Consider the following 22,263-nt stretch of genomic DNA (forward strand, 5'->3'; position numbering starts at 1 on the left):
AGCGAGTCTTTTTCGTTTATAATCCTTCTAATTAAATAAAGAATATATATAGGAATACGACTTTGACTACTGAACAGACAACGATGAACATTACTGAAATTCAGGAACTATTACCTCATCGCTACCCATTCTTAATGGTTGATCGTGTGACTAGCTTTGAAAAAGAAAAAACACTGACTGCGATTAAGAATGTCTCTGTTAACGAACCTCAGTTCACAGGCCACTTCCCACAACTTCCTGTATTCCCAGGCGTGTTGATCTTAGAAGCAATGGCACAAGCAACAGGCCTTCTAGCATTTAAATCTTTTGGTGCGCCTTCTGGCAACGAGCTTTACTACTTTGCAAGTGTTGATAAAGCAAAATTCCGTAAGCCAGTAGTACCTGGTGACCAACTGGTTATCGAAGTTGAATTCTTAAAAGAACGTCGTGGCATCGCATCGTTTAATGGTGTTGCTAAGGTTGACGGCGTAGTTGTATGTTCAGCTGAACTTAAATGTGCTCGTAGAGAGTTTTAATATGATTCATGAAACAGCGAAAATTCACCCGGCAGCAGTAATCGAAGGTGATGTAACTATCGGTGCTAACGTGACGGTTGGGCCTTTCACTTACATTGCTGGTAACGTGACCATTGGAGACGACACTGAAGTGATGTCGCACGTTGTGATCAAAGGTCACACAACCATTGGTAAAGAAAACCGTATCTTCCCACACGCTGTTATCGGTGAAGAAAACCAAGATAAGAAATACGGCGGCGAAGACACAACAGTTGTGATCGGTGATCGCAACGTAATTCGTGAAGCGGTTCAAATCCATCGTGGTACGGTTCAAGACAAAGCAACCACAGTGATTGGTGATGACAACTTACTTTGTGTTAATGCTCACGTAGCGCACGATGTTATTGTTGGTAACCACACTCACATTGGTAACAACGCTATTCTTGGCGGTCATGTAACGGTTGGCGACTACGCTGGTGTTATGGCACTTTCTGCGATTCACCCATTCTGCTCAATTGGTGCTTACGCATACATTGGTGGCTGTTCTGCAGTTGTTCAAGATGTACTGCCGTACGTGCTTGCACAGGGTAACCACGCGGCTCCATTCGGCCTTAACCTAGTAGGCTTGAAGCGTAACGGATTTGAGAAACCTGAAATTCGTGCACTACAGAAAGCGTACAAAGAGCTATACCGTTCAGGTAAAACACTTGAAGAAGCGAAAGCGGCTTTAGTGGAAATGGCAAAAGAGTTTACTTCGGTAGTTCCTATGCTTGAAATGCTAGAGAACTCTGAGCGCGGTATTATTCGTTAATACTCGATGTGGTTATGTACCAATCCGCGTAAGTATGACAATAATTACTTAATCAGATTGGTATAGCAAAAAGATCGCTAATCATTAGGCGATCTTTTTTGTTTTAGGCAAGAAGGGAATTGGAAAACTATGGCACAGCAAGAAACAGCAACCAACAGCACGGACTTTGTTTCGAATGAACCACTGCGCGTAGGTATCGTTGTCGGAGAACTCTCTGGTGACACGCTTGGCGAAGGTTTTATCAAAGCAATCAAATCGCAGTACCCGAACGCTGAATTCGTGGGTATTGGCGGACCAAAAATGAAGGCGCTTGGTTGTGAGTCTCTTTTCGAGATGGAAGAGCTGGCTGTCATGGGCTTAGTTGAAGTACTTGGCCGTTTACCTCGCTTATTAAAAGTGAAAGCAGAGCTGGTAAAGTATTTCACTCAAAACCCGCCAGATGTGTTTGTGGGTATCGATGCGCCTGACTTCAACCTAAGACTTGAACTCGATCTTAAGAACGCCGGCATTAAAACAGTTCATTACGTGAGCCCTTCCGTGTGGGCTTGGCGTCCTAAACGTATCTTTAAAATCGACAAAGCAACCGACTTGGTTTTGGCCTTCCTGCCATTTGAGAAAGCGTTTTATGATAAATACAACGTTGCCTGTGAGTTTGTTGGTCACACGTTGGCAGACGCGATTCCTTTAGAGCCAAGTAAACAAGATGCTCGAGAGCTGTTAGGTCTTGATCAAGACAAGCAGTGGTTAGCCGTACTGCCGGGCAGTCGTGGCGGTGAGATGGGTTTGATTGCTCAGCCATTTATCGAAACTTGCCAGCGTATTAAGCAGAAGTATCCGGATATCAACTTTGTTGTTGCGCTCGTTAACGAGCAACGTAAAAAGCAGTTTACTGAAATCTGGCAATCGACCGCACCTGAGCTTGAATTCACGTTAGTCGAAGATACGGCAACCAACGTGATTACCGCTGCTGATTCTGTGCTTTTGGCTTCAGGTACCGTGGCTCTCGAATGTATGTTGCTTAAACGCCCTATGGTGGTTGGTTACAAAGTAAATAAGCTGACGGGTTACATTGTTAAGAAGTTGGCGATCACTGAGTTTGTGTCACTGCCGAATATTTTGGCCGGTGAAGAGATCGTGAAAGAGCATATTCTTGAAGAGTGTCACCCAGACTTTTTGTTCCCGTCTGTCGATAAAATGCTATCAGCCGATAACAGTGCCTTGATCGAACGCTTTACCGAGATGCATCACTGGATCCGTAAAGACGCAGACAAACAAGCCGCTAACGCAGTATTGAAATTGATTGACCGACCTTTTGTTGAAGCATAAAGCGCTTACTTACAGAATATTAAGAGATTAGTTATGGCAGTAAAAGAGAAAAAAGAGCTTCCTCCATTTGAATACCCGCAAGGCTACCAGCTGTTTGCTGGCGTGGATGAAGTAGGACGTGGCCCTTTGGTTGGCGACGTGGTGACTGCTGCGGTTATCCTCGATCCAAACAACCCAATCGAAGGCTTAAACGATTCAAAAAAACTGTCTGAGAAAAAGCGCCTTGCTCTGCTTCCTGAAATTAAAGAGAAAGCATTGGCGTGGTCGGTTGGTCGTTGTTCACCACAAGAAATTGATGAGTTGAACATCCTGCAGGCAACCATGGTCGCCATGCAGCGCGCTATCGCTGGGTTGAGCGTTCAGCCTGACATGGCACTGATCGATGGTAACCGTGTTCCTCAACTTCCAATGGACGGTCTGGCTATTGTAAAGGGCGATTTACGAGTAGCAGAGATCAGTGCGGCGTCTATTATCGCTAAAGTGGTTCGCGACCAAGAGATGGAAGAACTCGACAAACTGCATCCAGAGTTTGGTTTTGCTAAGCATAAAGGTTACCCGACCAAAGCGCATTTCGAAGCGATTGAAAAACATGGTGTAACCGAGCATTACCGAAAGAGCTTTAAGCCAGTAAAACGTATTCTTGGCATAGACTAGAGCTTTACGTTAACTAGAGCTTAGCATCGAATAAAGTTGCTAACTTGTATTAGAAAAAAATAGAATACACACAGTTGTAATCCTAGGCTCAAACCTAGAACTCAGGAAAAATAATGTCAGATCCAAAATTTGTTCACCTACGCGTACACAGTGACTTTTCGATGGTGGATGGCCTATCCAAGGTGCCACCATTAGTTAAAAAAGTCGCTGAAATGGGTATGCCTGCTCTAGCATTGACCGACTTTACCAACCTGTGTGGTTTGGTGAAGTTTTACGGTACTGCCCATGGGTGTGGGGTTAAACCTATTATTGGTGCTGACTTCTTGATGCAGTCTCCGGATTTTGGCGATGAATTAACCAAGCTCACTGTTATTGCAACGAATAATAAAGGTTATAACAACCTAACATTATTGATTTCAAAAGCTTACCTTCGTGGTCATGTTCAACATCAGCCTGTTATTGATAAAGAGTGGCTGATTGAACATGCCGAAGGCCTGATCATTCTATCGGGTGCGAAGGAGGGTGAGATCGGTAAGGCGCTGCTGAAAGGCAATCGAGAGTTGGTTGCAAGCAGCGTTGAGTTTTACAAAACACATTTCGCAGACCGTTTTTACCTTGAGCTGATTCGTACTGGGCGCCCGGATGAAGAGTCTTATCTGCACTTTGCGCTAGAGCTTGCTGAACAAGAAGACCTGCCTGTTGTCGCGACCAACGAAGTGGTTTTCATTTCTGAAGACTTGTTTGATGCCCATGAAATTCGTGTGGCGATTCACGACGGTTTTACAATGGTTGATCCACGTCGACCGAAAAACTATAGCTCACAACAATACTTGCGTAGTGAAGAAGAGATGTGTGAGTTGTTCTCAGACATCCCTGAAGCACTGGAAAACAGTGTCGAAATTGCTAAGCGTTGTAACGTAACAGTTCGACTGGGCGAATACTTCTTACCTAACTTCCCAACGGAAGGTTTGGCGATTGAAGACTTCTTGATTAAAAAATCAGAAGAAGGCCTTGAGCGTCGTTTAGCGTTTCTATTCCCTGATGAGAAAATTCGAGCTGAACGCAGACCTGAATACGATGAGCGACTTAAGATTGAACTTGAAGTTGTCAACAATATGGGGTTCCCGGGTTACTTCTTGATCGTAATGGAGTTCATCCAGTGGTCAAAAGACAACGATGTGCCAGTAGGTCCTGGCCGTGGTTCTGGTGCCGGCTCTCTAGTCGCTTACGCCTTGGATATCACCGATCTCGATCCACTTGAATACGATCTACTTTTCGAACGTTTCTTGAACCCAGAACGTGTATCCATGCCCGATTTCGATATCGACTTCTGTATGGATAAGCGTGACCAAGTTATTGATCACGTGGCTGAAATGTACGGTCGTGATGCCGTTTCTCAGATCATCACCTTTGGTACCATGGCGGCAAAAGCGGTCATCCGCGATGTAGGCCGTGTATTGGGCCACCCGTTTGGTTTCGTCGATCGAATTTCAAAGCTTGTACCGCCAGACCCGGGTATGACGCTAGAGAAAGCATTCCTTGCTGAACCTGCATTGCCAGAGCTTTACGATGGCGATGAAGAAGTTCGTGAGCTGATCGATAAGTGTCGCATCCTTGAAGGTTGTACGCGAAATGCCGGTAAGCACGCAGGTGGTGTTGTTATCTCACCCACCACGATCACCGATTTTGCGCCAATCTATGCCGACGCAGAAGGTAACTTCCCAGTAACGCAGTTCGATAAGAATGACGTTGAAACGGCTGGCTTGGTTAAGTTCGACTTCTTGGGGCTGCGTACCCTGACCATCATCGACTGGGCGTTAGGCCTAGTGAATCCACGTTTGAAGAAAGAGGGGAAAGAACCGGTTCGTATCGAGTCGATTCCTCTTGATGACCAAGCGTCATTTAACCTATTACAAAATTCTGAAACCACCGCGGTATTCCAGCTGGAATCGCGTGGTATGAAAGACCTTATCAAACGTCTACAGCCCGACTGTTTTGAAGATATTATCGCATTGGTAGCCCTGTTCCGTCCGGGTCCTCTGCAATCAGGCATGGTAGATAACTTTATCGACCGTAAACACGGCCGTGAAGCGGTTTCTTACCCTGATGAAACGTGGCAACACGAATCGCTGAAAGAGACGCTAGAACCTACGTACGGCATCATCCTGTATCAAGAGCAGGTAATGCAAATCGCACAGATCCTTGCTGGCTATACGCTTGGTGGAGCGGATATGTTGCGTCGTGCGATGGGTAAGAAAAAGCCAGAAGAGATGGCAAAGCAGCGTGGTACCTTTAAAGAGGGTGCTGAAGCCAATGGTGTTGATGGCGAGCTGGCCATGAAGATCTTTGACTTGGTAGAGAAATTTGCGGGCTACGGCTTTAACAAATCTCACTCCGCAGCATATGCACTGGTTTCTTATCAAACGCTATGGCTGAAAACGCACTACCCAGCGGAATTTATGGCTGCGGTAATGACGGCAGATATGGATAACACCGAGAAGGTTATTGGCCTTGTTGATGAATGTTTCCGTATGAAGCTCAAGCTTTTACCACCAGATATCAACTCGGGTCTGTACCGCTTTAACGTGGATGAAGATGGCGCGATTGTTTATGGCATCGGTGCGATCAAAGGGGTCGGTGAAGGCCCTATTGAAGCGATTATTGAAGCGCGAAATAAAGGTGGTTACTTTAAAGACTTATTCGACTTCTGTGCACGTCTTGATCTGAAGAAGGTTAATAAACGTGTTATCGAAAAGTTGATTCTATCCGGAGCCTTAGATAGATTAGGTCCTCACCGAGCGGCGATGATGGCATCTTTGAAAGATGCGGTGAAGGCAGCGAGTCAACATCACCATGCCGAGTCTTTTGGTCAATCTGATATGTTTGGCGTGTTGACCGACGCTCCGGAAGAGGTTGAACACAAGTATACCCAAGTGCCTAAATGGCCTGAGAAGGTTTGGCTTGAAGGTGAACGTGAAACGCTTGGTTTGTATTTAACGGGTCACCCGGTTAACGCTTACATCAAAGAGTTAGCGAAATACACCAGCTGTCGTTTGAAAGATGCCACGCCAACGCGTCGTGACCAATCACTAACAATTGCCGGTTTGGTGATTGCTGCGAGAGTAATGACGACTAAGCGCGGTACGCGAATCGGTTTGATGACACTTGATGACCGATCGGGCCGAATGGAAGTGATGTTGTTCTCGGATGCGCTCGATCGCTACGCAGAATTGCTCGAAAAAGACAAAATTGTGGTCGTTTCCGGACAGGTCAGCTTTGATGATTTCAATGGCGGGCTTAAAATGTCCGCGCGCGAGGTCATGGACTTAGGAAGCGCCCGTGAGAAATATGCTCGTGGGGTGTCGATATCTATCGACCAATCCCAAATTAACGGTCAATTTTTTGAACGCTTTAGTCAAATCTTAGAACCTTATAGAGCCGGAACGGTCCCAGTCAATGTATACTACCAGCGTGCCGACGCTAGAGCGCGGTTAACATTGGGCACAGAATGGCGCGTGACGCCAAGTGATACATTACTAGACGAATTAAAACAGCTGCTTGGAAATAGCCAAGTAGAACTCGAATTTAACTAAAATTTAGCTTCGCGAATGCGGAGCTGAATCAACAAGGATTCATAGATGAGCCTGAACTTTCTAGAATTTGAAAAGCCTATCGCTGAACTTGAAGCAAAAATCGAAGCGCTACGTGACGTTTCGCGTCACGGTGGTGACACAGCGGTAGATCTAGACAAAGAAATCGAACAACTAGAGAAAAAAAGCTTAGAGCTTAAACAGAAAATCTTTAGTGACTTAGGTGCATGGCAGGTAGCTCAACTTGCTCGTCACCCTCAACGTCCTTACACCAAAGATTACCTGGAGCATGCATTCACAGAGTTTGAAGAGATGGCGGGCGATCGCGCTTACGCTGACGACAAAGCTATTGTGGGTGGTATGGCTCGTCTAAATGGCCGTCCTGTTATGGTTATTGGTCACCAGAAAGGTCGTGAGACTAAAGAGAAAGTGATCCGTAACTTTGGTATGCCAAAGCCAGAAGGTTACCGTAAGGCGCTACGTCTAATGGAAACTGCTGAGCGTTTCAACATGCCTATTATTACTTTCATCGACACAGCGGGCGCATACCCAGGTGTTGGTGCTGAAGAGCGTGGTCAATCTGAAGCTATCGCTAAAAACCTAAAAGTGATGGCTGGCCTTTCAGTTCCTGTTATCTGTAACGTTGTGGGTGAAGGCGGTTCTGGTGGTGCACTAGCGATTGGTGTTGGTGACTACGTGAACATGCTTCAGTACTCTACGTACTCAGTAATCTCTCCAGAAGGTTGTGCTTCAATCTTATGGCGCGATTCAGATAAAGCACCACAAGCAGCTGAAGCGATGGGCCTGATTGCTCCTCGTCTTAAAGAGCTTGAGCTTATCGACGAAATCATTCCTGAGCCTCTAGGTGGCGCGCACCGCGACCCTGCACAAACCGCTCAAAACATGAAAGACATGTTAGTTAAACAGCTAGAAGAGCTAGAGCAGTTTGATAACGAAACGCTGCTTGAGCGTCGTTACCAGCGTCTAATGAGCTACGGCTACTGCTGATAACTTGCCTTAGCGATAAGGCTAGCTATACGAACAAATGATGAAAGGGTTGGACTCAGTGCCAACCCTTTTTTATTATTAAAACATTATCCCTTAACACACGATCTCTTGGTTTATTAGCCTCATGACACACTTAATTGATACCTTCACATCTGTACTTGATCAAAGCGCGCTTAAGCCTTGTCGGTTGATCGTCGCTTTCAGTGGTGGTGTCGATTCACGAGTGTTGTTGGAGTTGGCTGCCCAATTCGCTAAGTCCCATCACATCGATTGCTGTGCGGTACATGTTCACCACGGCTTAAGCAACAATGCTGATTATTGGGCAGAGCAGTGCAAAACATGGTGTGATGCTTTGTCGGTATCCTTGTTCATTGAACGAGTCTCGCTAGATATTAGCCGTGGAGAAAGCGTTGAAAAGCTGGCTCGAGACGCGCGATACCAAGCCCTTAAAAAGCATATTAGACAAGGTGATGTGTTAGTGACAGGCCAGCACATCGATGACCAAGTCGAGACCTTCTTGTTAGCTCTTAAGCGTGGCAGTGGTCCGAAAGGGCTCTCTTCAATGGCGAAAGTGATGCCATTTTCAGGTGCTCATATCGTTCGCCCACTGCTGTCGGTGACGAGAACGGATATTGAAGTGGCGGCGCGCGATATGGCTTTAACTTGGGTAGAAGATGAGAGTAATCAAGACGTTCGCTTTGACCGTAATTTTATTCGTCATCAAGTCACTCCGACACTGACCGAGCGTTGGCCTAGTTTTCGAGAATCGGTCAGTCGTAGTGCTCAGCTATGTGCAGAGCAAGAGTTACTGTTGGATGAGTTGTTAGAATCTCACTTACAACAAGCTTTGACTGAGAAGCACAGCTTAAGTATTGAGGTATTATCTCAGTACTCTGATTTACTGCGTGCACGCTTATTAAGAATGTGGCTGAGCCGCTGTAATCAACCGATGCCGAGCCAAAAGCAGCTCAAACTTATATGGGATGAGGTGGCATGTGCTCAGGCAGACGCCAACCCTAAGCTGGTGTTGAATGAGGTTGAGGTTAGACGTTTTAATCATCAGCTCCATGTCGTAAAAGAGACCAAAGACTTGTCGAACTGGCAAAGTGATATCTCGATGGAAGAGAGCTTAGTTTTGCCTGACGGTTTAGGGGAACTACACTTAACTTCAGCGGCGAGTGATGGTGTATCTAACCACTGTGATGCGCAACATTTTAGTCTCAACACAACGAGAGGAACACTGCGAGTGATATTTAACCCTGAGGGATTGTCAGCACACCCTGTTGGGCGCGGTCATAGCAGGAAGCTTAAGAAGTTGTTTCAAGAGTACCAAGTACCCAGTTGGTTAAGACGCAGAACGCCGATATTAATGGATGGCGATCGAGTGATCGCTGTTTTAGGCTTATTCGTAGATAAAAACTACGAAGGTCAAGATTGTGAAGCGCTTTGGAGCAAGTAGAAAAAGTTTATGTCACAATTCACCGTCACTTTAATAAAAATAATTAATGGAATATGCAATGAAGAAAATTACACTAGGATTAGTTCTTGGATTTGGACTATTGAGTGGTAACGCTCTGGCGGCTGATGTTGCTGCGGGTCAAGCTAAAGCAGCAATCTGTGCGGCATGTCATGGTGCAGACGGTATCGCAGTGATCCCTGGCTATCCAAACCTTAAAGGTCAAAACGAGCAATACATCGCTTCATCAATTAAGGCCTATAAGAATGGCCAGCGCACCGGCGGTTTGGCCGCTGTAATGCAGGCTCAAGCTTCAATGCTGAGTGATGAAGACATCGCGAATCTAGCCGCTTACTACGCAAGCCTTAAGTAAAACCTTCTCAAAGCGCTGATTAAACAAGATGATAAATTTCGAGCCAGAGCTTTAAAGCTCTGGCTTTTTTCATTGAATGTTTACTATAGCTAACCGATAATGAGCCATTCGCACAGTTTAAGGGATGAACATGAAAAAGATTGAAGCCATTATCAAGCCATTCAAACTTGATGATGTACGTGAAGCACTTGCAGAAGTGGGTATTACGGGTATGACAGTATCTGAAGTTAAAGGCTTTGGACGTCAAAAAGGTCATACTGAGCTATACCGCGGCGCAGAGTACATGGTCGACTTTTTACCTAAAGTGAAACTAGAAATCGTTGTGACCGACGAAGTGGCTGACCAATGTGTTGATACCATCATTGAGACGGCTCAAACAGGTAAAATTGGTGACGGTAAGATCTTCATTACTGAAGTTGAACGTGTGGTACGTATTCGTACTGGCGAAGAAGACGAAGACGCCGTATAAAAAAACTATTACCCTAAAAGGAGCGTTTATCGCTCCTTTTTCATCTCTGGTAGGGTGCTGTATGTTTAAGAAAACCATCATTGTTATCACGTTATTGATAACGCTTGCTGTCGTTAGTTTTCATTTTATCTTCGTGATCCCGAATAAACCCAACCTGATCATTTCCTCTCAAAGTACCAGTAACGACATCTACAGTTGCTACCAAAACTCTGCACCGAAAGCGATTGATGTGTCTGATGGCTTAGACATTACTGTGTGGAATATCTACAAGCAAAACCGAAATAATTGGCAGAGTGAGTTAAATAAGCTGTCGGCAGGTAGCGATTTAGTCTTGCTGCAAGAAGCTAGTATGACAGAAGGACTTCGCCAATGGGTAATGAGCGGACAGTGGGGAAGCACACGTGTTAATGCGTTTGAGGCCTTTGAGCAAAGTGCAGGGGTACTCAACCTAGCAACCCATTTACCGATTGAAGCGTGTGCTTATACTCATGAAGAACCTTGGCTTCAACTGCCTAAATCGGCGCTTTGGTCGCGTTACCAACTAAACAATGGCGAAGAGCTGGCTGTGATTAATATCCACGCTGTGAACTTTACCTTTGGTACGGAAGATTACGAGGCTCAGCTCAAGAGCTTAACTGACAATCTGCAAAAGTATCGTGGGCCGGTTATTTTTGCTGGGGACTTTAATAGCTGGAGTGAAGCTCGCTTTGCTGTATTGAAAGATGCGTTGGAGAAGGTTGGTTTGACGGAAGTTGCCTTTGAGCCAGATAACAGAACTCAGTTCATTACAGGACTGGTGCTCGACCATGTGTTCTATCGAGGGCTAGAGGTAGAAAAAGCAAAAGCGCCCATTACGGACGCTTCTGATCATAACCCTATGCGAGTGACCTTTAAGGCTAAATAGTGATTAGCTATTAGTCATTGGAACTTAACCATTCGCACGGTGGTTACCTTGGGAAATCTAACGGAACAATAGGCTAGAGAGTCTTCGCTAGCCTTATCTCTTCTACTTAAAAGATTAAAATGTAGAGCGCCCAGATTAGGTAGTAGCCAACCCATGGTAAGCCTGAAATCACAAGCGCTTGCCCGCGTTCAAACTCAGTCCACGTTAATACCGCAGCATAACCTAGCACGATGTACCATGGCAGAAGCAGTGGTAATGAGCTAGCAAACTGTGACCAATCATTAGTTAGCGGTAACTTGATCAAGCCATTTAAGCTGTTCAAGTCGGCAGCGTAGTTCATCACATGTCCATGCTTGAGTATCAGGCTTGCGTAGCTTGCTACATCACCTAAAACAGCTGGGAATATAACAACCGATGCCGCTGCAAACCATCGCCAAAAGCTGTGCTGATGTTGGCTTGGCTTGGTTGCTAGGTTAAACCAGAATGCCAATAGAACGATGGTTAATGTTCGGCCAAATACGTCGCTGATGATTTCACTTGCGAGTAAGGTATTGCTGTCAAGTAACGCCAATTGGTCAGGATTCGTTTGAGCCAGTTGCTGCGAGAGCTCTGCACTTAACCATGCAAAATCTACATTCGAAAAATAAGCACCCCAAAACAAAAATGGGCTGAGCATTAATACGACGTAGGGTTGCCATCCCCAAGCACTTCGTTGATAAAGCGCTAAGAAACAAGCTGTTGGCGAACGGAATATATCCAACAGCATGACGAGTGGGTTACTTGACGGGTTCATACACTTACCTTAGTTACATCAACATACAGCTTCAGTTTTTGTCCTGGCTGTAGGTATTTTTTGTTCTGCAAAGTGTTCCATTTTACAACATCTGTACTTTTTACTTTGAACTTTGATGCAATACCGCTGACTGTGTCACCCGATCTTACGTTATAAAAGATCGTACGGATGATGGCGCCGTCTGAGCCGTTCTTCCAAATGACCAGTTCTTGACCAACTCTAAGCGTGTCGCGTGGTCCCATGCCATTCCACTTAGCCAGTGATTGATGAGAGACCTTATTTGCGCGTGCAATCGTCCATAGGCTGTCACCACTTCTTACAGTATGGCTGAGCTTATATTGACCACGACTCTTCGACTGTGTGCTTGCTAGGCGGTTTGAGGCGCTTAGGGCGTATGTCTTGTCGTCTTTGGTGGATGTTGGGATAAGTAAGTGCTGGCCAATACGAATATTGTTGTTGCTCAAACCGTTTGCAGAGCGGATCACTTTGCTGGTGGTGTTATATTTGCTTGCCAGTACGCTAATGCTGTCACCAGATTGAACCTTGTAACGCACCAACTTCATGCCTTTGCCTTTATTGGCAGCGACTTCTTTGTTGAATTTCTCAACTGAATCTAAAGGAAGTAATAGTTGTTGGTGTTTCTCTGGTGCCGTTGCCCATTGGTTGTAAGCCGGGTTGTAACCTTGAAGTTCTTTGACAGGAATGCCTGCGTAGTTCGCAGCAATGGCTAAATCAAGCTGTTCTTCAGGGTTAACCAGAGTCAGCACTGGCTTATTCGGGATCGCCGGAATATCGATGCCATACTTTTCTTGGTTGGCAATGACATCTGCTAGAGCAAGCAGTTTAGGTACATAGCTGCTGGTCTCTTTTGGTAAGTCCAAAGAGAAAAAGTCGATTGGCTTGCCAAGCTTCTTGTTCTTGCGGATTGCGCTGTTTACTCGACCACCACCACTGTTATAGGCAGCAATCGCATGATTCCAGTCGCCATCGAAACGTCGGTTAAGATCTGAGAGGAAGTCCAATGCGGCGTCGGTAGAGGCGGCAACATCGCGGCGGCCGTCATACCAAAAGTTCTGTTCAAGCCCGTAGTCTTTGCCAGTGCCTGAAATGAATTGCCATAGACCAGCAGCACTGCCATGAGAGTAGGCAAACGCATCGAAAGAGCTTTCTACAACGGGTAGTAGTGCCAATTCTAGTGGTAAGCCTTTTTCTTCAATCTTAGTCGTGATCAGATACAAGAAAGGTTCAGCACGCTTTGATACTGTTTTTAGATGACTCGGGTGCTTGAGATACCAAGTTCGGTAGTAGTCGACCTTCTTTTGGTCTGGCACTTCCATTTCAAGTTGCATCGCAATGCGTTTCCAAACATCTTCTTGTGTTTGTGGAGTAACGACAGGTGCTTCAACTTTTTGATCTTCTTTGGCTGTTGCTTCTGATGAAACGTTCGCTTGAGAAACTTCTTTAGTAGGAGATGTGTTGGTTTGCTCGGAAGCTTGGTCTGGATTCTCTGACTGAGTTAATTGGCAACCAGAAAGTAGTAATACCAAAGCCCAGCTGTACTTAACTCGCATGTTACAGCCTTTTTAATTAACGGCCGATGATAATACTTGCCACCCCCTATGAGTGACAAGTCTGTATTTGTTAAAATTCGTTCTTCCACGCACGTAAAGCGGTGAATACCGATAAAGGATCGGTCTGCTCGGTGCGATTAGACACTGATTTCACTACACTTGGCTCGGTATAGCGCAGGAAGGGGTTCACAAACTTCTCTTGTCTCAAATTTGTGGGGATGGTCGACTTATTTTGAGCGCGAAGTCGGTTCACTTGGTCGCGATATTGCTGCAAATGTTGGTTATCAGGCTCTACGGCTAATGCGAAAGCGATATTGGCTGCAGTGTACTCATGTGCACAATAAACTTCGGTTTCTTGAGGCAGAGCCGTGATCTTATTCAGTGCATCGAACATCTGTTGTGGTGTGCCTTCCATGATTCGGCCACAGCCCGCAGAGAACAACACATCACCACAAAACAGTTTGGCATCGCCCACATAACCAATATGACCCGCAGTATGGCCACTGAGCCCTAGGACGAGGAATACTTCGCCAAACAGTTCTAATTGATCACCATCATCGACCGGATGAGTTAAGGTAGGGATAGGTTCATTCCTTGGACCGACAACATCCACGCCGGGAAATTGTCTAACGAGTTCTGGAACACCACCAATGTGATCGTGGTGGTGGTGTGTAATCAAGATTGCATCTAAAGTTAGCTCATGGTGTGCCAAGTACTCTAATACTGGAGCCGCATCACCAGGGTCGACGACAGCACAACGGCGATCGCTATTTTGAATCAGCCAGATGTAATTGTCGTTAAATGCAGGTATGCTTTTGATATGTAACATTATTGGTTCTCCAGTCACTATTAGTGCGACAGAATAAGTGAGACAGATTATTGATGAAGCCAGCACGTAGCAGAAAGAAGTTTGAACGTCCTTACACTTGGGCGCAATTGCACAATGGGGACTGGTTGAGAGAATCTATTCAAACTCGACTCGATGAGTGGTGCCCAAAGCTATTTGGTTACCATATGCTCAAGCTCGGTGGCCTCAGTAGTGAGATTTCTAGCTGCACATGCAACATTCAACATCAAGTAAACCTAGATATCCAGAACCCATTACATAATGTGATAGCGGATGGCTATAATTTACCCTTTTTGGAGAAAAGCTTTGATGTTGTAGTACTGAGTCATCAGCTAGATTATAGCAATGACCCGCATCGATTATTGAGAGAAGTCGACCGAGTGATGATGGACGATGGCTATATCATCATTACCGGTTTTAACCCTTTCAGTGTGACTGGGCTTGCCAGTTTGATGCCTTGGCGAAAGAACAGCTTACCCTGGAGTGGACGTATGTACACGCCAAACCGAATTAAAGACTGGTTAGGTGTATTGAACTACGAAGTGATTCACTGCGATACCTATGCACTATTTCCGATGAGTAAGTATCAGGCGATGTGGACGTGGTTGGAGAATAGTTTAGGCGGCTGTGCTTCCTTTGCTGGCAGCCAATACTTTATTGTTGCTCGTAAACGAACTTACCCACTTAAGCCTATCAAGCCACATTGGCACCTTAAGCGACGTTTCTCTCCGGTTGGAGCAAGCTTTAGGACCAATACGCGTCCTACCATGGATTCAGCTAAAGCTTCATATCCGTTGAAAACAGAAAAAGCCGACTAGTAGTCGGCTTTTCATCTATTAATTAGGTTAATCAATTATCAACTAGTTTAAGAAGCTATCAATCAGGTTAGGAAACTATCAATCAGGTTTGGAAAGTATGAATCTGTTTCTGAAATCTGCATCTCATTTAAAAGATGATTAGCTTGGTTGATAGCCCGTATCTTCTAGAGTCGGATTCTCCGCTGCATTTCGCGCTAAATCATCACACATTTCGTTTTCTCTGTGTCCCGCGTGTCCTTTTACCCAGCGCCAATCAACGCTATGGCGAGCGGTTTCTTTATCGAGCCTTTGCCACAGATCGGCATTTTTAACCGGTTTCTTGTCGGCTGTTTTCCAGTCACGCTTTTTCCAGTTATGAATCCACTGTGTGATGCCTTGACGCACGTATTGGCTATCTGTGGTCAGAATCACAGAGCAAGGTTCTTTGAGGGTTTGAAGAGCCACGACAGCGGCGAGCATTTCCATGCGGTTATTGGTTGTTAGCGTGAAGCCTTCTGCTAGCGTCTTCTCGACTTTCTTGTAGCGAAGTACGATGCCATAGCCACCGGGACCAGGGTTGCCTAAACAAGAACCATCAGTGAAAATTTCAACTTGTTTCGTCATGATTTGATACTATTACCTCAAGCACATTATCGGCATAGTCTGACACAGTTATCCTTATGAATACCAGTAGCACTCCAGAACAAAGCACGAACGAAAAAAACAGTTCGAACGAAAATAAGCGCATTGTTGTACTCGATACCGAAACCACCGGTATGAATACAGAAGGTGGCCCTCACTATATGGGTCACCGCATCGTTGAAATTGGTGCAGTAGAGATCATCAACCGTAGGCTGACCGGGCGTCATTTCCACGTCTACATCAAGCCCGATCGTGCGATTCAAGAAGAGGCGATTGGCGTTCACGGTATTACCGATGAATTCTTGATTGATAAGCCTGAATACCAAGACATTCATAAAGAGTTTCTCGACTTTATCAAAGGTGCGGAGCTGGTGGCTCATAACGCGCCCTTCGATACGGGCTTCATGGACTATGAGTTTGAGAAGCTCAACCCAGCGATAGGTAAAACGGATGACTACTGTAAAGTTACCGATACCTTGGCAATGGCGAAGAAGATATTCCCAGGTAAAAGAAACAACCTAGATATCTTATGTGACCGTTACGGTATCGATAACTCGCACCGTACTCTCCACGGCGCATTGCTCGATGCGGAGATCCTAGCCGACGTCTACTTATTGATGACGGGTGGTCAAACTTCGCTGCAATTTAACGCTGGTCAACAGGAAGGCGAAGCCGAAAGCATACGAAGAGTAGAAAGTGGTCGAAAATCCCTAAAGGTTTTACGAGCTACGGCCGATGAAGTAGAAGCGCATCAAAGTCGTTTAGATCTCGTCGAGAAAAGCGGAAGCTGCCTCTGGCGTCAGTAGGGAGAAAGTATGTTAAGGGTATTGGCTACCGGTTGCTTATTGCTGTTAAGTTTTGGCTTACATGCAGCAACAGAATCCGTTATGAGTTTATTGGACAACCGTTTTAGAGTTGATCCCAGTATTGAACAAGTCACCTTTGTGATTTATCGAGCCGATAACTCTAAACCTGTCGTTTTGGTTCGCCCTGATGGCAAGAAATACTACTCTTGGCGCAATGCTGATAATGTCCGTTGGTACGAAGAATCGTCCATGGACATTATCTCTATCGACAATCCGATGCCCGGCCCTTGGCAAGCGATAGGTAAAGTTTCCCCTAAGAACAATATCAAGCTGCTGTCTCATCTTGTTTTGGATGCTAATGAGTTCCCAGATAAGTTGTATCAAACAGAGCGCATCAAATTTACCGCTCGACTGACTTCTGATGGCAAGCCGCTGGTGCTGCGCGATTTTCTCGATCGCGTGAAGCTTAAGGTTACCTTTACTAAGTTTGTTGAAAACGAAGAGTCTTTGGTGAGAGAAGCGCGCCCGGTGCCGGTTGTGATGGGCGAGTTTGCCGATGATGGCGCTGATCTTGATGAAAAGGCCGGAGATGGTGTGTTCACTGTCTCTTTGCCAATTGATATCGAGCCCGGTAAATACCGAGCGCGTATTACCTCTGGTAATGGCGTGTTCCTGCGAGCGCAAGAGCAAGAAGTCTTGGTTTACCCAACACCGATCACTAGCACCTTCATTCAATCACGAAAAGAGGGTTTACCTCATACTATTGTGGTGTCTGGTGAACAGGGGATGATCGCACCGAGCTCGTTAGCGGTTCATGTTGAGCACAAGGCTTCTGATGAATATGTGATGTACAAGCAGGGGCAAGCTGAAGTCGACGCAATGAAAGTCGCTTTAGAGGTGCCTTATAATGGCGATTTAGGAATTTATAATTGGTCAGGGATGGTTTATGCCACTGATGCTTCAAGTCAGCGCCCGCTGATTTTTCCAATTACCGAGCAGTCGTACAGCGTTGTTGAAGATATCGACTTAGCAGAGTCACGACGTCTTCAAGAAGAAGCTCTTGCTGAACAGAAGCGTATCGCAACAGAGTTGATGATCCTTCAAAAACGTGAAGATGACAGACAGCGCAGTATGATCATTATTGCGGTGGGTAATGTGGTCGCTATTCTATTGGGCTTATTGATTTGGTTTGTGGTTCGTAAGGTCAAGGCGAAGAAAAAAGCGTTACCTGAGATGCAGCTCAAGGCGCCCAAGTAACTCGCTTAGATGATTAGATTGTCTAGAGAGAATAAGCTGCTAGATAAAGCATTGGAATTTGTGGCAACGAAATCATGAACAAAAAAACGGGACTCATAGTAGTCCCGTTTTTGTTTCTTTTTCTGGCCTTAAGCGACGTTATCAATCGATTGGTCTGGGTACTGAGATTTTGCTGCAAGCTCCTCTGGTGAGAAGTCATCCACGTTAATCGTGTACAGTCTATGTTCCTCAGCGCTAATCAGAAGATTTGCTTCGTCTTGCGTTAAGATACCTTTCTCAAGTCCCAACTGAGCAACAAGATCAAGTCGTAAGAAGGCACGTTTTTGATGTGTCTCTTTGCAGACTTTGTCGAACAGAGGTTCAGCTTGAAGAATCACTTCTAGCGCTTTTTCAATCTTACCTACTGGGTTGTATTCCGTCGCTTCTAGGTATTGGCCGCGACCTATACGAGAGCGTGTTTCGCTTGGTGTTTGTAGAATGTGCGCAACTTTGCTATCGAGCTTGTCGTTTGGAGCACGACGGATACGACCAAATGGCATTAGCACAACACGAAGCAGACGACCAATCACAGGGTTAGGGAAGTTCGCTAAGAATTCATCAATCGCCACTTCAGTCTGACGTAAGCTATCTTGCATCCCCCAATGTACTAACGGTAGATCTTCAGCGTGGCTGCCTTCACTTTCAAAGCGCTTCAACGTTGCTGAACCGAGGTAAAGTTGACTTAAGATATCACCCAGTCTTGCTGATAAACGTTCTCTACGCTTCAGTGATCCGCCTAGAACTGCCATTGAAATATCAGACAGTAGCGCTAGGTTTGCACTGTAGCGGTTTAGCTGTTGGTAGTAACGCTGTGTCTGTTTATCTGTTTTATTTGAAGGTGTTGGCGCATCAGAACCACGACCATCGGTTAAACCAAACCACAAGCTGCGGACTAGGTTGCTCATCGTAAAGCTAACGTGCCCTGCTAACGCTGAATCAAACTTATCAAGCGCATCGCTGCTTTCAGAATAAGCCGCTTCCATTTCGTTCAGTACGTAAGGGTGACAGCGAATCGCACCTTGACCATAGATGATCATTGAACGAGTCAGGATGTTTGCGCCTTCAACCGTAATCGCGATAGGCGAGCCTTGGTAGCCACGAGCTAGGAAGTTCGATGGGCCTAAACAAATGCCTTTACCACCGACGATATCCATCGCATCAATGATGCTGCGCTGGCCACGGTGAGTACAGTGGTACTTAACGATTGCAGAGATAACCGAAGGCTTTTCACCAAGGTCGATGCCCGCAACGGTTAGGTTACTTGCAGCGTCCATTACATAAGCGTTACCTGCAAGGCGTGCAAGTGGCTCTTCAACCCCTTCCATGCGGCCAATAGGCTGTTTGAACTGACGGCGGATACGAGCGTAAGCGCCAGTTGCAAGCGCGGCAGACTTGATGCCACCAGTTGAATTTGAAGGCAGTGTGATACCACGACCAACCGACAGGCACTCAACCAGCATACGCCAGCCTTGACCGGCCATTTTCTGACCGCCAATGATGAAATCGATAGGCACGAAGATATCGTCGCCTTGCGTCGGGCCATTTTGGAAAGGTACGTTTAGTGGGAAGTGGCGGTTGCCAATTTCTACGCCTTTTAAATCCGTTGGGATAAGCGCACAAGTGATACCAAGATCTTTTTGATCACCAAGCAGGCCATCCGGGTCACGAAGTTTAAAAGCTAAGCCTAATACCGTCGCGACAGGCGCGAGAGTGATGTAACGCTTGTTCCAAGTTAGGCGCATGCCGAGTACTTCTTCGCCTTGCCAGTCGCCTTTACAAACCACACCGTAATCTGGAATAGAGCCAGCGTCTGAGCCAGCTTCTGGGCTAGTTAGTGCGAAACAAGGGATCTCTTTACCTTCCGCTAGGCGAGGCAGGTAGTGGTTTCTTTGTTCTTCTGTACCGTAGTGTTGTAAAAGCTCACCAGGGCCTAATGAGTTAGGTACGCCAACCGTCGATGACAATACACTAGAAACGCCTGTTAGCTTCTGTAGAACCAAAGATTGAGCGTAAGCTGAGAACTCTAAGCCGCCGTATTTTTTCTTGATGATCATGGCGAAGAATTTATGGTCTTTCAGGTATTGCCATACTTCTGGTGGCAAATCAGCAAGCTCATGAGTGACTTGGTAATCATTGACCATTTCACACACGATATTTACTGGACCATCTAAAAACGCTTGCTCAGCTTCAGAGAGTTTCGGGTCAGCAATGTTCTGAAGTTTCTTCCATTCAGGTTTGCCTTTGAACAGCTCTGCTTCCCACCATACTGTGCCGGCTTCTAGTGCTTCTTTTTCTGTCTGAGACATCGCCGGTAGAACTTTCTTAAATAAAGAGAGTGCTTTTTGGCTGATCAGTGTCTGACGAATGGTCGGTACAGCAAAGATCGCAACGGCTAATAGATAGCAAAGCCAGCCGGTAACAGCCACGCCGCCAAGCAGTGTTAATGCTACCATTGCGCCGGTTAATACAACTAATGCACGTACCAGACTAACTCTATGGTAAAGACAGACGCCTAAGATGGCGGTCATGCCGAGTAGGGAGAGCAATATGTTCATGATCGATTTCCTTTTCAGAGATCACTTATTGTTATTAAGTTTTAGGTAAGAGGTCTAACCAGTCAAGTGTAAACAAAATATTAAATATTTGTAAAACTCCAAGGTGAGTAAAAAGTGATCTCAATAGAGTTAAAATTCTAATTGTGAGAGGTTGGTGGCGAATATTTGGACGGATTTACAACGACAAGTTAATTAAGGTGGCAATCTTTGGGCTTAAGTGTCGACACTATTTCATGTTTGTGGGTAAACTCAGCTATAAAGAGGGAAAAACCCTCAGCTCTCATTTCACGTACCTTAAGTTGCGTAAAAAAAATATAAGAGATAAGCCTTATGTACCAAGACCTAATCAAAAGTGAATTGAACGAAGCTGCTGACGTTCTTAACAAGTTCTTGAGTGATGATCACAACATTGCTCAAATTGAAGCGGCTGCAAAACTGATTGCTGACTCATTCAAACAAGAAGGCAAAGTGCTTTCTTGTGGTAACGGTGGCTCACACTGTGATGCGATGCACTTCGCGGAAGAGCTAACAGGCCGATACCGTGAAAATCGCCCGGGCTACGCTGGCATTGCGATTTCAGACCCTAGCCACTTATCTTGTGTGAGTAATGATTTTGGCTACGACCACGTGTTTTCTCGCTATGTAGAAGCGGTGGGTCGTAAAGGTGATGTGTTGTTCGGTCTGTCGACTTCAGGTAACTCTGCCAATATTCTAAAAGCGATTGAAGCGGCTCAAGCGAAAGGCATGAAGACGATTGCATTGACGGGTAAAGATGGCGGTAAAATGGCGGGTTGTGCGGATATCGAAATCCGAGTACCACACTTTGGCTACGCAGATCGCATCCAAGAGATTCACATTAAGATCATCCACATTGTGATTCAGCTTGTCGAAAAAGAGATGGAATAATAGTTTTACAGACATTTGGAGCCCAGCTTTTTGGCTCCATTGGTTTTAATAGGGAGTAGATTAAACCATGTGTGAATTGCTCGGTATGAGCGCGAATGTGCCAACTGATATTTGTTTTAGCTTTACTGGTCTTATGCAGCGTGGAGGCAATACTGGCCCGCACCGCGATGGCTGGGGTATTACCTTCTATGAGGGAAAGGGTTTTCGTACATTTAAAGATCCTAACCCTAGCTGTGAATCTAAGATCGCTGAGTTGGTTCAAAACTACCCAATTAAAAGCCAAGCCGTTGTCAGTCATATCCGTCAAGCGAACCGTGGTGGTGTTAATCTAGAGAATACACACCCTTTTACTCGTGAGCTTTGGGGGCGATACTGGACCTTTGCTCACAATGGTCAATTAACGGATTACGACGATCTGATTAGTGGTCGTTTCAGACCGGTTGGCGAGACAGACAGTGAGCTCTCCTTCTGTTGGCTACTCAAACAACTTGAAGAGCGTTTCCCTGAGCCACCTCAAGATATGGAAGGTATGTTCCGCTTTGTGGCTGAGTGTTGTGACCAGCTGCGAGAGAAAGGCGTATTTAACATGTTACTCAGTGATGGTGAGTATGTCATGACCTACTGCACCAACCATTTGTACTGGATAACAAGGCGCGCACCTTTTGGTAAAGCGAGCCTGATTGATGAAGATGTTGAGATTAACTTCCAGGAAGAAACTACGCCAAATGATGTGGTGACGGTGGTAGCAACTCAACCTCTTACGGACAATGAAGAGTGGTTTAGAATGAAGCCGGGCGAATACGCGCTGTTTCATTTTGGTGAGCTGATTGGCAACAATCATAAAGCACTGGAAGATGTCGCTTATGCGCCGAAGAAGGTAGCAAGCCAAGCGCCAACTGAACCATTGAGCTGAGCTAAGTGTCCCGAATAGTATTATTTGAACCCTATAAAAAAGGTTCATCGCG

At 45.7% G+C, this 22,263-nt stretch carries 20 protein-coding genes; 15 read left to right on the top strand and 5 right to left on the bottom strand.

Annotated features, from left to right (window positions below; translation table 11 throughout):
* Positions 1 to 62: 62 nt before the first annotated feature.
* The 10 genes from fabZ to AB4307_RS03945 all read left to right on the top strand — a co-directional run bounded on the left by fabZ (position 63) and on the right by AB4307_RS03945 (position 11,085).
* A complete protein-coding gene (fabZ, locus tag AB4307_RS03900; protein ID WP_009847408.1) occupies positions 63 to 515 on the top strand; it encodes a 3-hydroxyacyl-ACP dehydratase FabZ in 453 nt (150 codons plus the stop codon).
* Between the two features lies 1 nt (position 516).
* Complete coding sequence (lpxA, locus tag AB4307_RS03905; protein ID WP_017069381.1) at positions 517 to 1,305, top strand: acyl-ACP--UDP-N-acetylglucosamine O-acyltransferase; 789 nt, start codon at positions 517 to 519, stop codon at positions 1,303 to 1,305.
* A gap of 129 nt (positions 1,306 to 1,434) precedes the next feature.
* On the top strand, positions 1,435 to 2,631 hold the full coding sequence (gene lpxB, locus AB4307_RS03910; protein ID WP_017069380.1) for a lipid-A-disaccharide synthase: 1,197 nt from the start codon (positions 1,435 to 1,437) through the stop codon (positions 2,629 to 2,631).
* Between the two features lie 33 nt (positions 2,632 to 2,664).
* Positions 2,665 to 3,285, top strand: coding sequence for a ribonuclease HII (gene rnhB, locus AB4307_RS03915; protein WP_017069379.1), 621 nt, complete (start codon positions 2,665 to 2,667; stop codon positions 3,283 to 3,285).
* A gap of 113 nt (positions 3,286 to 3,398) precedes the next feature.
* Positions 3,399 to 6,878 (top strand): DNA polymerase III subunit alpha, encoded by a 3,480-nt coding sequence (gene dnaE, locus AB4307_RS03920; RefSeq protein ID WP_372131165.1) that lies wholly within the window; start codon positions 3,399 to 3,401, stop codon positions 6,876 to 6,878.
* A gap of 45 nt (positions 6,879 to 6,923) precedes the next feature.
* Complete coding sequence (gene accA, locus AB4307_RS03925; protein WP_017060731.1) at positions 6,924 to 7,883, top strand: acetyl-CoA carboxylase carboxyl transferase subunit alpha; 960 nt, start codon at positions 6,924 to 6,926, stop codon at positions 7,881 to 7,883.
* A 124-nt stretch (positions 7,884 to 8,007) separates the two neighbouring features.
* Positions 8,008 to 9,342 carry a tRNA lysidine(34) synthetase TilS gene (gene tilS / locus AB4307_RS03930; protein WP_017060730.1) on the top strand — a complete coding sequence of 445 codons (1,335 nt, stop codon included), beginning with the start codon at positions 8,008 to 8,010 and terminating at the stop codon, positions 9,340 to 9,342.
* A 46-nt stretch (positions 9,343 to 9,388) separates the two neighbouring features.
* A complete protein-coding gene (locus AB4307_RS03935) occupies positions 9,389 to 9,712 on the top strand; it encodes a c-type cytochrome (protein WP_170791809.1) in 324 nt (107 codons plus the stop codon).
* A gap of 130 nt (positions 9,713 to 9,842) precedes the next feature.
* Entirely contained in the window at positions 9,843 to 10,181 is a 339-nt protein-coding gene (gene glnB, locus AB4307_RS03940) for a nitrogen regulatory protein P-II (RefSeq protein ID WP_017063373.1), read from the top strand.
* A 61-nt stretch (positions 10,182 to 10,242) separates the two neighbouring features.
* Positions 10,243 to 11,085 (top strand): endonuclease/exonuclease/phosphatase family protein, encoded by an 843-nt coding sequence (locus tag AB4307_RS03945; protein ID WP_017060728.1) that lies wholly within the window; start codon positions 10,243 to 10,245, stop codon positions 11,083 to 11,085.
* A gap of 106 nt (positions 11,086 to 11,191) precedes the next feature.
* Here AB4307_RS03945 and AB4307_RS03950 read toward each other — a convergent pair whose 3' ends face one another.
* The 3 genes from AB4307_RS03950 to gloB all read right to left on the bottom strand — a co-directional run bounded on the left by AB4307_RS03950 (position 11,192) and on the right by gloB (position 14,278).
* On the bottom strand, positions 11,192 to 11,878 hold the full coding sequence (locus tag AB4307_RS03950) for a YIP1 family protein (RefSeq protein ID WP_017060727.1): 687 nt from the start codon (positions 11,876 to 11,878) through the stop codon (positions 11,192 to 11,194).
* A complete protein-coding gene (locus AB4307_RS03955) occupies positions 11,875 to 13,449 on the bottom strand; it encodes a LysM peptidoglycan-binding domain-containing protein (protein WP_017063374.1) in 1,575 nt (524 codons plus the stop codon). The genes AB4307_RS03950 and AB4307_RS03955 overlap by 4 nt, the downstream gene beginning before the upstream one ends.
* Before the next feature lie 70 nt (positions 13,450 to 13,519).
* Positions 13,520 to 14,278, bottom strand: a complete 759-nt coding sequence (gene gloB, locus AB4307_RS03960) for a hydroxyacylglutathione hydrolase (RefSeq protein WP_017060725.1) — start codon at positions 14,276 to 14,278, stop codon at positions 13,520 to 13,522.
* A gap of 53 nt (positions 14,279 to 14,331) precedes the next feature.
* On the opposite strand from gloB, the gene AB4307_RS03965 reads away from it, so the two are divergent.
* Positions 14,332 to 15,114, top strand: coding sequence for a class I SAM-dependent methyltransferase (locus AB4307_RS03965; protein WP_372131167.1), 783 nt, complete (start codon positions 14,332 to 14,334; stop codon positions 15,112 to 15,114).
* A 138-nt stretch (positions 15,115 to 15,252) separates the two neighbouring features.
* Here AB4307_RS03965 and rnhA read toward each other — a convergent pair whose 3' ends face one another.
* Entirely contained in the window at positions 15,253 to 15,717 is a 465-nt protein-coding gene (gene rnhA, locus AB4307_RS03970) for a ribonuclease HI (protein ID WP_372106396.1), read from the bottom strand.
* Positions 15,718 to 15,773: 56 nt separating this feature from the next.
* Here rnhA and dnaQ point away from each other — a divergent pair, with 56 nt between their 5' ends.
* Positions 15,774 to 16,541 carry a DNA polymerase III subunit epsilon gene (dnaQ, locus tag AB4307_RS03975; RefSeq protein ID WP_017060722.1) on the top strand — a complete coding sequence of 256 codons (768 nt, stop codon included), beginning with the start codon at positions 15,774 to 15,776 and terminating at the stop codon, positions 16,539 to 16,541.
* Positions 16,542 to 16,550: 9 nt separating this feature from the next.
* Positions 16,551 to 17,798 carry a TIGR03503 family protein gene (locus tag AB4307_RS03980; RefSeq protein ID WP_065583988.1) on the top strand — a complete coding sequence of 416 codons (1,248 nt, stop codon included), beginning with the start codon at positions 16,551 to 16,553 and terminating at the stop codon, positions 17,796 to 17,798.
* Between the two features lie 128 nt (positions 17,799 to 17,926).
* Here AB4307_RS03980 and fadE read toward each other — a convergent pair whose 3' ends face one another.
* Positions 17,927 to 20,392, bottom strand: coding sequence for an acyl-CoA dehydrogenase FadE (gene fadE, locus AB4307_RS03985; RefSeq protein WP_029235127.1), 2,466 nt, complete (start codon positions 20,390 to 20,392; stop codon positions 17,927 to 17,929).
* A 330-nt stretch (positions 20,393 to 20,722) separates the two neighbouring features.
* Here fadE and lpcA point away from each other — a divergent pair, with 330 nt between their 5' ends.
* Positions 20,723 to 21,298: a D-sedoheptulose 7-phosphate isomerase gene (gene lpcA, locus AB4307_RS03990; protein WP_017063379.1), complete on the top strand. Its 576-nt coding sequence runs from the start codon at positions 20,723 to 20,725 to the stop codon at positions 21,296 to 21,298.
* A 67-nt stretch (positions 21,299 to 21,365) separates the two neighbouring features.
* Entirely contained in the window at positions 21,366 to 22,211 is an 846-nt protein-coding gene (locus tag AB4307_RS03995) for a class II glutamine amidotransferase (RefSeq protein ID WP_048616160.1), read from the top strand.
* Positions 22,212 to 22,263 lie beyond the last annotated feature (52 nt).

The organism is Vibrio sp. 10N.261.52.C2, assembly GCF_041471425.1.
Lineage (GTDB): Bacteria > Pseudomonadota > Gammaproteobacteria > Enterobacterales > Vibrionaceae > Vibrio > Vibrio crassostreae_C.